The sequence below is a fragment of the Janthinobacterium goodfellowi genome, assembly GCF_051380695.1.
Classification (GTDB): domain Bacteria; phylum Pseudomonadota; class Gammaproteobacteria; order Burkholderiales; family Burkholderiaceae_D; genus Janthinobacterium.
Genome location: NZ_JBNYXN010000001.1, coordinates 45,520 through 59,454, shown reverse-complemented (window position 1 = coordinate 59,454; position 13,935 = coordinate 45,520). Strand labels below are relative to the sequence as shown.

The 13,935-nt window shown below is 65.0% G+C and carries 12 protein-coding genes; 1 reads left to right on the top strand and 11 read right to left on the bottom strand.

Annotated features, from left to right (window positions below; translation table 11 throughout):
* The 10 genes from ACQ4WQ_RS00260 to ybaK all read right to left on the bottom strand — a co-directional run bounded on the left by ACQ4WQ_RS00260 (position 1) and on the right by ybaK (position 10,177).
* On the bottom strand, positions 1–981 hold the full coding sequence (locus tag ACQ4WQ_RS00260) for a 3-oxoacyl-[acyl-carrier-protein] synthase III C-terminal domain-containing protein (RefSeq protein WP_326458005.1): 981 nt from the start codon (positions 979–981) through the stop codon (positions 1–3).
* Positions 982–1,018: 37 nt separating this feature from the next.
* Entirely contained in the window at positions 1,019–1,927 is a 909-nt protein-coding gene (locus ACQ4WQ_RS00255) for an ion transporter (protein ID WP_326458006.1), read from the bottom strand.
* An 81-nt stretch (positions 1,928–2,008) separates the two neighbouring features.
* Positions 2,009–3,760, bottom strand: coding sequence for a cation:proton antiporter domain-containing protein (locus ACQ4WQ_RS00250; protein WP_436493853.1), 1,752 nt, complete (start codon positions 3,758–3,760; stop codon positions 2,009–2,011).
* A 119-nt stretch (positions 3,761–3,879) separates the two neighbouring features.
* Entirely contained in the window at positions 3,880–5,112 is a 1,233-nt protein-coding gene (locus tag ACQ4WQ_RS00245) for a metal-dependent hydrolase (RefSeq protein ID WP_436493851.1), read from the bottom strand.
* Positions 5,113–5,165: 53 nt separating this feature from the next.
* On the bottom strand, positions 5,166–6,827 hold the full coding sequence (locus ACQ4WQ_RS00240) for a GDYXXLXY domain-containing protein (RefSeq protein ID WP_436493849.1): 1,662 nt from the start codon (positions 6,825–6,827) through the stop codon (positions 5,166–5,168).
* Positions 6,824–7,783, bottom strand: a complete 960-nt coding sequence (locus tag ACQ4WQ_RS00235; RefSeq protein ID WP_436493847.1) for a DUF2157 domain-containing protein — start codon at positions 7,781–7,783, stop codon at positions 6,824–6,826. Before ACQ4WQ_RS00235 ends, ACQ4WQ_RS00240 begins: the two co-directional genes overlap by 4 nt.
* Before the next feature lie 37 nt (positions 7,784–7,820).
* Entirely contained in the window at positions 7,821–8,111 is a 291-nt protein-coding gene (locus ACQ4WQ_RS00230; protein ID WP_326458011.1) for a DUF427 domain-containing protein, read from the bottom strand.
* A 70-nt stretch (positions 8,112–8,181) separates the two neighbouring features.
* Positions 8,182–8,853, bottom strand: a complete 672-nt coding sequence (locus ACQ4WQ_RS00225) for a DsbA family oxidoreductase (protein WP_436493845.1) — start codon at positions 8,851–8,853, stop codon at positions 8,182–8,184.
* A gap of 90 nt (positions 8,854–8,943) precedes the next feature.
* Positions 8,944–9,588, bottom strand: coding sequence for a glycerol-3-phosphate 1-O-acyltransferase PlsY (gene plsY / locus ACQ4WQ_RS00220; RefSeq protein WP_289945846.1), 645 nt, complete (start codon positions 9,586–9,588; stop codon positions 8,944–8,946).
* A 97-nt stretch (positions 9,589–9,685) separates the two neighbouring features.
* On the bottom strand, positions 9,686–10,177 hold the full coding sequence (gene ybaK / locus ACQ4WQ_RS00215; protein WP_070223079.1) for a Cys-tRNA(Pro) deacylase: 492 nt from the start codon (positions 10,175–10,177) through the stop codon (positions 9,686–9,688).
* 37 nt (positions 10,178–10,214) lie between these two features.
* Between ybaK and ACQ4WQ_RS00210 the strand changes: the two genes are divergently transcribed.
* On the top strand, positions 10,215–11,177 hold the full coding sequence (locus tag ACQ4WQ_RS00210; protein ID WP_326458014.1) for an endonuclease/exonuclease/phosphatase family protein: 963 nt from the start codon (positions 10,215–10,217) through the stop codon (positions 11,175–11,177).
* Here ACQ4WQ_RS00210 and ACQ4WQ_RS00205 read toward each other — a convergent pair.
* Positions 11,174–13,708 (bottom strand): sensor domain-containing protein, encoded by a 2,535-nt coding sequence (locus tag ACQ4WQ_RS00205; protein ID WP_436493842.1) that lies wholly within the window; start codon positions 13,706–13,708, stop codon positions 11,174–11,176. The two genes, ACQ4WQ_RS00210 and ACQ4WQ_RS00205, sit on opposite strands and share 4 nt — an antisense overlap.
* Between the last annotated feature and the right edge of the window lie 227 nt (positions 13,709–13,935).

Here is a 13,935-nt window from a genome sequence, read left to right as displayed (position 1 = left end):
TCACAGGTCAAGAATCATGCCGCCGATGGTCAGGCCCGCGGCCGTGCCCATCATCAGCAAACGCTGGCCTGCCACGGCCCGCCCCGTCATCACCGCCTCATGCAGGGCGGTGGGCAGGGATGCGGCCACCTGGTTGCCGTGCGTTTCAAAGATCTTGATGATTTTAGCATCGGGAACGTCGAGGATGCGCGCCGCATGCGCGAGGCCCAGCGGGCTGGCCTGGTGCGGCACGACCACGTCGACTTTTTCCAGTCCCGCGCCCGATTCGGCCATCAATTCCGCCAGGAAATCCGGCATCACCTTGACGGCCAGGCGGAACACGGCCTTGCCATCCATGCGGAACAGGTAGTCGCCCGGTTCGCAGCCGTTGCGGGGGTTGCGCTCGGTGCCGCCGCCGCGGATTTCGCAGTAGCGCCGCCCTTCCGGATACGTGCCCATCTTGTAGGCGCGGATGCCGGCGCTGCCGTCGCCCCGCTCGACGATGACGGCGGCGGCGCCGTCGCCAAAGATCATCGACGCTTCCGGCTCGCTCCAGTCGACGCCGCGCGAGGCCAGGTCCGACGAGACGATGGCGATGCGGCGGTAGGCGCCGCCGGCCAGCATGGACGCGGCCACGCGGAAGGCGGCCATGAAACTGAGGCAGCTGGCGTTGACGTCGAAGCTTTGCGTGCCTGGGGGCAAGCCTGCATGTTCGGCCACGAAGCAGGCCGTGTTCGGCAACGCTTGCTCGGGCACGCCGCAGGCGCAGATCAGGAGATCGATATCGGCCGGACGCAGGCTGGCATTCTTGAGCGCGTCGAGCAAGGCAGCGGCGCCCAGCTGGCTTTGCGATTCATCGGGTGCGGCGACAAAGCGCGACAGCACCCCGCTCTTGCGCAGGGTGTAGCCGTCCGGATGCCCCAATTTCAGGTCCAGGCTGGCGGAAGTCACACTATGCGACGGCACGGCCTTGCCCGTCGCGATCAGGCGAACTGGAATCATGTTGGCCTTAACAAAGTAAAGTAAATAGGGTTATGAATTAATCGCGTGCCAGCGGCGGCAATGCAACCCCGCAGTTCTTGCAGAAATTGGCATCGTCATCGAGCCCTTCTTTCAGGCACGTGGGGCAGGTACGCGTGGTGACCAGCTTGGAACTGCGCTGTACCGTCATCTCGGCGCTGATAATGCCGGTAGGCACTGCCAGGATGCCCCAGCCGAGCAGCATCATCAGCGAAGCAATGGTGCGCCCGATGTCGGTGCGCGGCGTGATATCGCCGAAACCGACCGTGGTCATGGTGCTGATGGCCCAGTAAATCGACGTGGGAATACTGCTGTAGCCGTTATCCGGCCCTTCCACGACATACATCACTGTACCCAACAGAAAGACCACCATCATGACAAAAGACAAGAAAATCAGGATCTTGCGCCGGCTGGCCAGCAAGGCCCGCCCCAGCACCGTGTACTCATGCACATACGAGGTGAGCTTGAGGATACGGAACATGCGCAGCAGCCGCAAAATGCGCACGTCGATCAGCACGTGCGCACCCGGCAGCAGCAAGCCGATATAGGTCGGCACGATGGCCAGCAAGTCGATAATGCCGAAAAAACTCTTGGCGTAGCGTACCGGATGCTGCAGGCACGACAGGCGGGCGAAATACTCGATGGTAAATAAAATGGTAAAAAACCATTCGAGCGCCGTCAGCCAGGTGCCGTAGCGCTCGGCCACGGAGGCGACACTGCTGAGCACGACCACCGTCACGCTGATCAGGATGGCGGCGATCAGCAGCAGGTCGAAAGCACGGCCCGTGCGCGTTTCCGCCTCGAAAATGACGGTGTACACCCGCTCGCGCCAGCCCCGCTCGGGCTTGCCAAATTTTTGCTGCGTTTCCTGCGCCGCCAGTTGCTGCGGCGTCAGGGGTGCCGCGCCGCTCTTCGTCGCGGCTTTCATGTGGATAGTGTGCTCATATACTATTATTGTATAGATAATTGACAAAGCACGGCGACACGCACGTTTGCGTGAAGGTTTTCCCTACGACAATTTTTTCGCCAGCAGCACGGCATTGCGCCGGTCGCGCTCCGCTTGCACGATGTCCGTCGTGCGCGCTTCCGACAGGCCCACCGTGTGCAGCACGGTAGCCGTCAGTTGCAGCGCCGATTCCAGCGCCTCGGGCACGACCAGGGTGGCGCCCGCCTGGATCAGGGCCACCGCATGCGCCTCGTCGCGGGCGCGCGCATACACGGGCAGCAGCGGATACTCGCGGCGGATCGATTTGACGGCATGCAGCACGGACGCCGCATGGTCCATCGTCAGCACGACGGCCGCGGCCCGGTCCGCATTCACTTTTTGCAACAGTTCCGCGCGCGACGCATCGCCGAAATACACGGGAAAGCCGCGCGGATGCAGGGTCGTCACCAGCCGTGCATCATTTTCAATCGCCACATACGCGATATCCTGCTCCGTCAGCACCTTGGCCAGCAACTGCCCCACCCGGCCGAAACCGGCGATGATGACGGTGCTGCCCTGCGGCGGCAACGCGCCGTGCGCCAGGTCGGCCAGCTGATGGTGGTGGCGCCGTTCCCACCAGTTGCCGAAGGCGCGCGCCGCCTTGGCCAGCGCCGGCGTGGCGAACAGGCTCAGGCCCACCACCAGCATGACGAACTGCGCCACCTGCGGGCCGATCAGCTTGGTGCCCAGCGCATACGCGACGACGATGAAGGCGAATTCGCCGCCCTGCCCCAGCAGCACGCCCGTTTCCACGGCACGCCCCCAGTGAAAGCCGCCGATGCGGAAAATCACGCTGATGACCAGCGTCTTCAGGAAAAACAGGCTCAGCACGGCCAGCGGGATCAGAATCGGCGACTTGAGGATTTCACGCACGTCAATCTGCATACCCACCGACATGAAGAACAAGCCCATCAGCAAACCCTTGAAGGGCTCGATCGTCACTTCCACTTCGTGGCGAAATTCCGTTTCCGCCAGCAGCAGGCCGGCCAGCAAGGCGCCCAGCGCCATCGACAGGCCAGCCAGATAGGTCAAACCCGCGATGCCCAGGGTGCTGAGCAGGGTCAATGCCATGAACACGTCGGGCTGGCGTTTCTTGACGAAAAACTGGAACAGGGGGCGAATCACGCGGCGTCCCAGCAGATAGATCAGCAGGATGGCGCCGGCCGATTTCACGGCCGCAAAGCTGAGCAGATACGCCAGATCGTCGCTGCGCCCGCTGGCGAACACGTCGATCAGGATGAACAGCGGCACCACCATCAGATCCTGGAACATCAGAATGGAAAAGCCCGCCTGGCCGGCTGGCGTCTGCAGGGAGCGCTGGTCCGTGAGCAGCTGCATCACCACGGCCGTGGACGACAGCGACAGCACCAGGCCCAGCACGATGGACGCTTCCAGCGACAGGCCGAAGTAATACGCGACGCCGCCGATCAGGCAGGCGCTGACGGCCACCTGCCCCACGCCCGCGCCGAATACCCAGCGCCGCAGCGCCCACAGCCGTTCCGTCGACAACTCCAGGCCGATCATGAACATCAGAAACATCACGCCCAGCTCGGCCAGGCCGCTGACCTGCTCGGTACGCACGAACGAAAAATACGTCAGCCACGTGAAGTCGCCGGCCCACAGGCCAAAGCCGAACGGGCCGAACAGGGCGCCGACGGCCAGGAAGCCGAGCACCTGATTGACTTTCAGGCGTTGCAATAACGGAATAAAAATCCCGGCCAGGGCCAGAAACAGCAGGGTTTCCCGCAAATACGGTAAGGCGTGTTGCTCTTCCAAAATAGTCCTAACTCAATGACATCCATGCCGAATTGATAATTGTCGCATGCTGTGCCATGGCGAAGTAAGCACACACGCGATATTTTTTGCCACAAGGCAATACATTTGCTCCCGGCGCCCTATTCCGGCAATGCCAGCATGTCGGCACGGGGGCGGTCCCAGCCCGGCACGTAGGCGGGACATGGGCGGCTACGGAACTGTTGCAGCTCCACGGTCGTAAAGTTGGGCAGCATGCCGGGATTGAAGCGCACGTCCGTCAGCTTGTCCGCATTCAATCGGGGCATGCGGGCAAAGCGGAACCAGGCGTCCGCATAGCAATTGTCTTCCTGCAGCGCACGCAAGGCGGCCAGGCTGCCGGCCGCCTGGGCGGAGACGGCGATGCCGGGCGCCAGTTGCCGGCCTTGCTTGCTGGTTTCCACCAGGCCGGCCGGGCAGGCGGCAGGCGCCAGCGACCCGGGAAGCAGGCTCAGGGTGCCGCGCCGCAGGGTGTACACGTCCGTCTTGCTGTCGAGCGAAACATAGATCCAGCATAAGGGATGGCTGGGAAACGCCGTCATCGCCACATCCCATACGCGCGTGCCGGGGTCGAGCCGCTGCACGGCCGCCTCGATGCGGCCGCGGCCGATGGCCGAGGCCACGCCTTGCGTGCCGATAAACGTGGCCGCCAGCGCAAAGGCCAGCAGCAACGCTCCCCGCCCTCGCTCGCCGGCGCGCCCTTGCAGCACGGCCAGCACCGCGCCCAGCCCCAGCAAGACGGCCAGCGCGGCGGGCGCCAGATAGGTTTTATAGGTGAAGAAACACAGGGCCGCCGTCAATCCCGCCAGCAGCACGCTTTTGACGATACCGTAGCGCAAGGACATGATCACGGGCACGCCCAGCAGCACCCAGAAAATGGGCTCGACAATGAAGACCATGTCGCCATACAGCCAGCGGCTGTTGAACGGATAAAACGGGTGCAAGCCATAGGAATTGAGGAAATCCATGCCCATGTGCAAGCAGAATCCCAGCAGCAAACAAGCCGCCAGGCCGATGCGAGCCGGCACGCTTTCCTTGAGCAGCCGGCGCGCGCCGGGCCACAGCAGCCACAGCAGGGCAAGCAACAGCAGCGCCTGCGGCAAGGCCAGCAGCAAGGTATGCGTGTGGCCACGGTGGTGCAGCATGTAGCCGAACGGACGCGGCAGCAGTTTCGTGAGGACCAGGTCCAGGTCGGGCGCGTTGCTGGCAAACCAGGCCGTAAACAGAAACAGCGCACGCCGGGTGCGCTGTGCGGGGGCTTGCGGCTCGGGCGGCAGGCTGCGGTGTACCAGTTCGCCGACCCCGAGGCCGATGACCGAATGCGTAATATTATCCATCGGGCAATTTTACAGGATGGCCGCCCCGGCGCGCTCTTGCACGATTACGTGCGCTACAGTTTCTCCAGTTGCTCGCCGCGCATGCCCACCAGCAAGGCGCGGCCATCGGGCAGCACGCGGAACTCGCCGTAACGGGCCTTTTCCCAGCGCGCCGCCTCGCCTTCCTTGAAGAACCAGGCATCGCTGACCAGCACCCAGTTGCCATCCTTCGGCGTCAGCTCGAGCAAAAATTCGCCGGGCGCCAGTGCCTCCCTGGTGTACGGGCGCAGCAGTTCGGCCACGCCCCGTGCATCGCGTCTGGCCACCACGAGGGGCCGGCCCGGCGCCCGCTCCACGCTGGCCAACGTGCTCAGGACGCCCAGGTTGACGAAATTGAGGCGCATGTAGTCGCCCTGCATCAGCGAACGGGGATCGACGGGTTCCAGCGCCACGAAGATGGCCTCGCCCTTGGCGATCAGCTGCTCTTTCTGCCAGATGCCGCCGTTGGCGACCAGCAACACCAGCAGCAAGCCCGCCAGCACGCCGAGACGGACATTGCGGCTCTGGGCCGCCACGCCCGCCGGCGTGCTTTCCACCAGGTGCAGCACGGCGCCGCGCGTGGCCAGCCACGACAGCGCGCACAGCACGGCGCCGGCCACGGCCAGCAGCGCCGCCTTGCTGGCCAGCGGCCAGGCCAGCTGGTAATAAAAGCTGCCGATGATCCACGTCGCCGCCAGCGCGGCCGCGACGGCCACGCGTGTACGCCCGCTCGTCACGCAATACGCGAGGATCAGCAGCACGGGCCCCAGCGCCGGCATGAACCATGCCAGCACGATCAGCACCAGCGCCACGCCGATGGCGGGCAACTGGCGCAGCGCCGGCCAGCGCCATCCCGTCCAGGCGGCAGCCGCCGTGGCCAGCACGAGCGAGACGCCATTCAACGCTTGCGCATACCAGGCGCCGGCATGGTGCCTGGTCACTTCGCGCGCCACCTCGCCCGTGAAGCCGCCGCCCAAGGCACCGCCCAGCATGAAGGTCATGCCGGACCAGAAGACCAGCCCCAGCAAGATGGCCAATACCCACCCCGTCGACAGCGATTCCAGGAAGGCGGCGATGGGCGCGCCGCGGCCATCGTTGAAGGCTTGCTTCTGCAGCCAGTGGGCCGCCAGCCAGAGTGCCAGGGCCAGCATCCAGGCCAGATACAGTTGGGTCGGATCGTTGTCGAAGATCCAGTCGCGCGTGCTGTCGACGATGCCCAGCCCCAGCAAGCCGCAGGCGACCAGGCCCAGCAGCACGCGCAGCCAGTCGCGCGGCAAGGCGGCGGCCACCACCAGGCTTGCCAGGCACAGCAGCAGCGACGCCGTCTGCGTGGAATAGTCGCGGTACAAGGCATAGCCGAGCAAGCCGCCGCCCACCAGCAGGCAGGGCACGGCCAGCTGCTCGACAAACAGCGCCACGCCGCGCGTGCGGATCAGCAGCACGGACACCACCAGCACGATGGCGGCCACGACATACGCGCCGGGGCCGTGGCGCACGACGCTTTCCAGGCCCACGCCCAGCGCGATCATCAGGGGGATGGCGGCAAGCCAGGCGCCGAAAGCCGTCATCAGCACCAGCGGCCACGGCCGTACATCCTGCACGGGACGGCTGGCGTTGGGCGGCAACAGGCCGGCGCGCGTGGCATCGTCGATCAGGGTGGCGAGCGCATCGTCGCGCTGAGTGTTCATCTTGCTCATGACGCCTCCTGGCGCGTGCGCCACAAAATGCCTTGCACGGTCAGCGCCAGCAGCACGGCCGCCAGCAAGCCCAGCATGGCCAGCGCGCCGACGCCATCGCCATGGCCGTTGAACAGCACGTGCGTCAGCCCTCCCACCAGCAAGGTATTGATACCGAGCGCGACGGCGCTCAGGCCGAACACGTCAAAGTAGCGGCGCGTGGCCAGCAGGACAGCGGCGACGGCCAGCAAGCCGAGACCGGCCCAGTACGGCGATTCGATCTCATTGCCGAACAGGGCACTGACGGCCGTGCCCGTGATGAGGATGGTGGCCAGCACCAGGCCCAGGCGCAAGGCCCAGCTGCCCGCGCCCGTCCAGCGCGCCAGCAGGGGCGAGACAAACGCACAGGCCAGCAGCACGGCCAGCCAGCCGCTGACGAAAATGCTCAGATCGGCCGAATCGATACGCCAGCTGTGGCGCGCATGCGCCTGCATCCACAGGGCAGCGGCCGTGGCCAGCACCAGCATCCACGGCGTCCACAGCACGTCGCTGCGCGCGACTAAACACAGGGGCAAGGCCAGCACAGCCCACAGGGCGAACAGCTGCCACGGATCGGCGCCCGTCTGGTAGGTCTGGCCGAAATACGCGAACAGGCCGCCGATGGCCAGCAAGGCCATCAGCAGCAGCGGTATGCGCGCCTTGGGCACGGCGAAGGCGCCCACGCAGGCGGCGGCAAACACGCCTTGCAGCAGGGCGAAGCGGCCCATGCGGCCCAGGTCTTCCCAGTTGGCGGCGACCCAGCAGATCAGGCCCATGCCTAGCAGCGCGGCGCCCAGCACGGCCACGCCGCGCGGCAGCCAGTAGGCCAGGCGCGCCGGTTCACGCTGGAAACCGGCCACCTCCTGCAACTGCCGGGTTTGCTGGGCATCGAGCGCATGGGCCGAGGCGAGTTGGTACACGGCGAGGCGTAAATCCATCGTCTGCTTTCTTTGTACGGAAATAGGGGGTGCCAGGTCAGCGCTCGACGCTCACGCCGCGCCAGAAGGCGACGTGGCCGGCAATTTGCTTGGCGGCATCCTTGGGCTGGGGGTAATACCAGGCCGCGTTGGCATTCGTCTGGCCATCGACGACGACATCGTAATAGCTGGCCGTGCCCTTCCACGGGCAGATGCTCGTGTGGCTGCTGGGACGCAGATACTCCTGCGTCACCGCCGACAAAGGAAAATATACATTGTTTTCAACGACTTGCACCTGATCGTCGGCAGCGTGCGCGATGACGGCGCCATTCCATCTGGCTGTTGGCATTTGACTATCCTCCTTCTGCGCCGAGTGTAGCGCAAAAAGTCCGCCATGGCGCGCGCCATTGGCGCCCCGTTCAGGCGCCGGCGATGATCTGGCGCAAGGCTTGCTCGAACACTTCGGGCGGCTGGCCACCGGAAATCAGGTGGCGCTCGTTGATGATGACGGCGGGCACGGAATTGATGCCGTTCTGCTGGTAGAAGCGCTCCTGCGCGCGCACCTCGTCCGCATAGGCATCGGAGGCCAGCACCTCGGCCGCTTTCACGGTATCGAGGCCCACGTCACCCGCGACTTTCAGCAGCACCTCGTGCGAGGACGGATCCTGGCCTTGCGTGAAATAGGCATCGAACAGCGCCATCTTGAGTGCCTTTTGGCGTCCTTCCAGCCCGGCCCAGTGCAGCAGACGGTGCGCATCGAAGGTGTTGTAGATGCGGCCGCGCTTATCCATGGCAAAGGTAAAGCCAAGCTGCTCGCCGCGCGCGCGGATCGCTTCGCGCGATTGCGCCATCTGTTCCGGGGTGGAGCCGTATTTGCGGGCAATGTGTTCGCCGATATCCTCGCCTTCGGGCGGCATATTGGCGTTCAGCTCGAAGGGCTGGAAGTGGATGTCGGCCTGGACGGTGCCGTCCAGCTTGGCCAGCGCCTGCTCCAGCGACTTCAGGCCGATCACGCACCAGGGGCAGGAAACGTCGGAAACGAAATCGATACGGATGGGGGTGGGGGTGACGGAGGTGGTGGAAACGGTCATGGTGGGCAGCCTTTGCGCGAGTCGGTGGCGGCCGCACCGCGCGGCGCCGCAAGCACAGCATATGCGTGCGGGCCGGGGGAAATCAAGCGCTTACTTTTTCTTGACGGGCGCCTTGGCCCCATCCTTCTTGCCGCCGATCTTGCTTTCTTTACCAGAGAGCAAGTTCGCGATGTTCTGGCTGTGGCGATACGCCAGCAGCACGCTCATGACGATCACGGCCAGCAAGATGGGATCGACGCCGAACAGCAAGCCGTAGTAGAACGGCGCGAACAGGGCCGCCACCAGCGCTGCCAGCGAGGAATAGCGGAAGGCGTAGGCGATGATCAGCCAGGTGGCCAGGGTCGCCAGGCCCAGCCAGGGATTAATGCCCAGCAACACGCCGAGGGCCGTGGCCACGCCCTTGCCGCCGACGAAACGGAAGAACACGGGCCACAGATGGCCGAGGAAGACGGCGATGGCCACCAGGGCCACGGCCGTGTCGCCCACGCCCAGCGCGCTGGCAAAATGGTCGGCCAGGAACACGGCCAGCCAGCCCTTGGCGCCATCGCCCAGCAGGGTCATGATGGCGGCGCCCTTGTTGCCACTGCGCAGCACGTTGGTGGCGCCCGGATTTTTCGAGCCATAGGTGCGCGGATCGGCAATGCCGTAGACCTTGCTCATCACCACGGCAAACGATATCGAGCCGAGCAAGTAAGCGGCCACTGTCATTGCCACGGTTGTGATTACTGGATTCATTTCTTCCCTTTATTGTGTTTATTGCACCAGCATCGAGGCTGGCGCAGCAGAATATACACCAGCGTCCAGTCCGGGAACAGGGCGGCGTCTGGTTTTCTTAATCTTGCAGCGCGCACTGCACCGGCTTGGCCTTGAGCAAGTCGAGCAAGACCTGCGGCGCCAGCGAGACGAGGAAACCGCGCCGCCCGCCATTGATGTAGATGCGCGGCAAGTCCAGGATCGATTGCTCCACGTACACGGGCATGGTCTTTTTGGTGCCGAAGGGCGAGGTGCCGCCGATCATGTAGCCGGAATGGCGCTGCGCCACCTCGGGCTTGCACGGCTCGACGGACTTGCAGCCGATGCCGCGCGCCAGATTCTTGGTCGACACCTTGCAATCGCCATGCATGAGCACGATCATCGGCTTGGCCGCCTCGTCCTGCATCACCAGGGTCTTGATCACCGCATGTTCCGGCACGCCCAGCTCGCGCGCCGAGACGCTGGTGCCGCCGTGCTCCTCGTACGGATACGGGTGTTCTTCGAAGGAAACTTGATGCTTGCGCAGCAACTGCGTCGCCTGGGTTTCGGAAATATGCTCTTTTTTAGCCATGCGTGATACGCTGATCGTTCAGTGAGGAGTGCTAATTATGCAGGAAGAAATCCGCTTTGCCACATTCAATGTCTGCAATCTGGCCCCCGCCGGGGCGAAATTGTATGACAACCTGGAACCGTTGAGCCCGGCGCAATACGAGGCCAAGGCGGAATGGACGGCGCGGCAGATCGACCTGCTCGACGCCGACGTGATCGGTTTCCAGGAAATTTTCTCGCAAGCGGCCCTGCGCGACGTGCTGTCGCGCACGCGCCACTACCGCGCAGCCACCCTGGCCGGCTACGATGCGACGGATATTGCCGGACGCATGCTGCCCACGGTGGCGCTGGTGTCGCGCCTGCCGCTGGCCGGCGACGGTGTTGCCTGGGCGAACTTCCCCGCCGGCGTGAGCGTGCCTGCCGAGGACAATGCCGACCGCTTCGCCCGCGCACCGCTGCACGTCCAGGTCATCTTGCCGGGAGGGCAACTCACGGATGTGGTCGTCGTGCATTTGAAATCGCGCCGGCCCGACTACCGCCATGGCGACGGCAACGATGCGGCCGCCTACGCGCTGGCCAACCTGCGCTCGCTGCAGCGGCGCGGCGCGGAAGCCGTGGCCCTGCGCGTGCTGGCAAGCGAGCTGGGCCACACTGGCCGTCCCCGCATCGTGCTGGGCGACTTCAACGACATCGCCAATGCCGTCACCACATCCATCGTCATGGGCGCCGGCGCGCCGTGCGAACCGGGCATGGAAATGCGCGCGCGCCTGTACGACGCCAATGCCATCCAGCAGCGCCAGGATGCCCTGCGCCATGTGGGCTACACGAATATCCACGACAGCGCCTACATGACGATCGACCATATCCTCGTGTCCGAGCATTTCCATCCCGCCTCGCCGCGCGCCATCGGCGTGCTGCAGGAAGTGACGTATCTGAACGACCATTTGCTGTTGGGCTTGCCGCATGCGTCCGACCATGGCCAGGTGCTGGCGCGCATCAAGCTGCTGGGAAACATTCATTAATTCAATAACTTCGCCAGAACACTGCCCGCGACTTGCGCGCTGGCATAGCGCCCCTGGTATTGCTGGCAGCCCTGCCCCCACAGATAGGCCAGCTGCTGCGCCGTTTCCACGCCTTCGGCAATCACCGTCAATTGCAGCTCGCGCGCCATGGCGATGATGGTGGCGGCCACTGCCGTGTCGGACTCACCTGCGGCGCCGTCCGCCGCGGCCGGCAGGAACGACGGGTCGATCTTGAGTTGATCCACCGGGTAATGGCGCAGATTGGCCAGGCGCGAATAGCCGGTGCCGAAATCGTCGATGGCCAGCCTGGCGCCCAGTGCGCGCAGCTGCGCCAGCACGCCGGCCAGGCGCGCGCCGCCCTTCATCAGCAAGGATTCCGTCACTTCCAGTTCCAGACAGGCGGCGGGCAAGCCCGACACGGCCAGCGCCTCTTGCACGCTGAGCAATAAGTTATTGTGCAGACATTGCGCCGGCGACAGGTTCACGGCCACGCGCCAGGCATGGCCCGCATCGTGCCAGGCGCGCGCGCGGCGGCAGGCTTGCTGCAACACCCAGTTGCCAATCGACACCATCAAGCCGCATTCTTCGGCCACGGCAATGAAACGCTCGGGCGGCAGCACGCCCAGTTGCGGGTGGCGCCAGCGCAACAGCGCCTCGGCGCCGAGGATTTGCCCACTGGCGACGTCGAGCGCGGGCTGGAATTCGAGCACGAATTCATCGCGCCCCAGCGCTTCGCGCAAGCCCTGCTCCAGGCTGGCCCGCTCGACGATTTGCGCATTCATCTCGGCATTGAAAAACTGAAAATTGTTACGCCCGCTTTCCTTGGCGTGGTACATGGCGATGTCGGCGTTATGCACGAGGGTATCGATGCTGTCGCCATCGCTGGGAAAGATGGCCACGCCGATCGAGGTCGACACATGCAATTCGTACTCGCCCAGCTGATAGGGCTGCGTGACAGCGTGCAGCAGGCTGGACGCCACGTGGGCCACCTGGTCGATGCCGCCCACCTCGGCCAGGATGATGACGAACTCGTCGCCGCCATGCCGGCTGACCGTATCGACGCCGCGCACGCAGCGTACGAGGCGCCGCGCGACCTCCTTGAGCAGCAGGTCGCCCACGTGGTGGCCCATGCTGTCGTTGATGTGCTTGAAATGGTCGAGGTCCAGGTACAGGATGGCCAGCATGCTCAGCTTGCGCCGCGCGGCCGCCAGCGCCAGCGACAGCCGGTCCAGCAGCAGCACGCGGTTCGGCAAGTCGGTGAGGAAATCGTGCTCGGCCAGGTGGCGCGTGTGCTCCTCGTTTTTCTTGCGTTCGCTGATATCGCTGAGGATGGCCAGGTAATTGCTCAATTGCCCCTGCGGGTCGCGGATGGCCGTCAGCGACAGCCAGGCCGGATAGCGCCCGCCCGCCTTGCGCTGGCCGACGATGTCGCCTTGCCAATAACCGTTGGCATCGACTTCGTCCCACACGTGGTCGAAAAACGCGGGCACGTCCGGCTCGACGCCGTGCGGGACGAAGGGCTTGCCCAGCATGTCGTCGAGGCTGTAGCCGCTGATCTCGCTGTACGCGGGATTCATGCTGACGACGCGCTGCTGCGGGTCCATCACGACGATGGCTTCGCGCGCATGCTCGACCACCTGCGCCGACAGGTACAGGGCCCGCTCGGCCAGTTTGCGCGAGGAAATATCGCGGATCACGGCGTAAAACAGATAGCTATGGTCGAGCGTGACGGACGTAAGCAGCACTTCGCCCCAGAACAGCTGGCCCGTGCACGTCTGGTAACGCCAGTCGTAGCGGCAGTTGCCGTCGGCGTGGGCCTGCGCCGCCAGCTGCGTGCCGCGCAACGAGGACAATGTGCCATCGGGCTGGCGCAAGGGCGAAAAGTCGCTGAGGCGGCGCCCCAGCAGGCGTGTCCGGTCTTCGCATTGGAACAGGGCGATGGCGGCCGGATTCGCTTCGGCGATGTGCTCGTCGCGCAGCAGCACGATGGCGTCGGCCGACTTTTCGTACAGTTGGCGGAAATTGTCGCCCATCAACAACAAAGCGCCCTGCGCCGCGCCATCCTGGCCGCTGGCCGTGATGTCGGCATCGATGCAGACCACTTGCCGCACACGTCCGGATTGCATGACCGGAAACACGGTGGAGCAGATGCAGCGCGGCGCGGCCCCGTCGGCATCGAGCTTCCACAGGCGCATGCCGCGCGCCTTGCCGCTCTCCCACACGGCCGCCAGTTCGCCGCTAACCTCCTCGCCAAGCGTGACGGCACCGGGCAACGAAGCGGCCACCCTGGCCCACGGCTGGCCCAGCGCCAGCTCGGCCGCCACGCCATACAGGCGCGCAGCACCCGCGCTCCAGTAGCGCACGATGCCGTCGCGGTCGATGCCCCGCACGGCCAGGCCGGGCGCCTGTTCGACGGCGGCAACGATGATGGACAACAAGTCGAGCGCCTTGCCGGCCGGCCCCGCCTGCGGTTCGGCCGCGGCCAGCAAACGGCCCGGCGACGGGGCGGCTCCGACAATCCGATCAGACATCAGGCCCCCCGTGGCGTGGCCGCGCGGCAACCGGCGGGCAGATGGCCTGTCCGGTGGCGCAACCATCCCGACCATTCTTGCGCGCCGGCGAATCGGCTTCTTGAGGAGGCGCAAGCATCGTGACGTGGACGGCGTGCATGCTGGCGATGGTCTTTGGTCGCCGTTTTTTGCATTCCAGCCCCGGTTTTGTGCAATCTGTCGCACGGCGATGGCGGCCGGACTTGAAT

What these genes read in the sequence shown, in the direction of transcription:
- plsY (WP_289945846.1), bottom strand. Translation starts at nt 9,588, where the DNA reads ATGAATCCAGTAATCACAACCGTGGCAATGACAGTGGCCGCTTACTTG.
- ybaK (WP_070223079.1), bottom strand. Translation starts at nt 10,177, where the DNA reads ATGGCTAAAAAAGAGCATATTTCCGAAACCCAGGCGACGCAGTTGCTG.
- ACQ4WQ_RS00230 (WP_326458011.1), bottom strand. Translation starts at nt 8,111, where the DNA reads ATGCCAACAGCCAGATGGAATGGCGCCGTCATCGCGCACGCTGCCGAC.
- ACQ4WQ_RS00205 (WP_436493842.1), bottom strand. Translation starts at nt 13,708, where the DNA reads ATGTCTGATCGGATTGTCGGAGCCGCCCCGTCGCCGGGCCGTTTGCTG.
- ACQ4WQ_RS00240 (WP_436493849.1), bottom strand. Translation starts at nt 6,827, where the DNA reads ATGAGCAAGATGAACACTCAGCGCGACGATGCGCTCGCCACCCTGATC.
- ACQ4WQ_RS00225 (WP_436493845.1), bottom strand. Translation starts at nt 8,853, where the DNA reads ATGACCGTTTCCACCACCTCCGTCACCCCCACCCCCATCCGTATCGAT.
- ACQ4WQ_RS00235 (WP_436493847.1), bottom strand. Translation starts at nt 7,783, where the DNA reads ATGGATTTACGCCTCGCCGTGTACCAACTCGCCTCGGCCCATGCGCTC.
- ACQ4WQ_RS00260 (WP_326458005.1), bottom strand. Translation starts at nt 981, where the DNA reads ATGATTCCAGTTCGCCTGATCGCGACGGGCAAGGCCGTGCCGTCGCAT.
- ACQ4WQ_RS00210 (WP_326458014.1), top strand. Translation starts at nt 10,215, where the DNA reads ATGCAGGAAGAAATCCGCTTTGCCACATTCAATGTCTGCAATCTGGCC.
- ACQ4WQ_RS00255 (WP_326458006.1), bottom strand. Translation starts at nt 1,927, where the DNA reads ATGAAAGCCGCGACGAAGAGCGGCGCGGCACCCCTGACGCCGCAGCAA.
- ACQ4WQ_RS00245 (WP_436493851.1), bottom strand. Translation starts at nt 5,112, where the DNA reads ATGGATAATATTACGCATTCGGTCATCGGCCTCGGGGTCGGCGAACTG.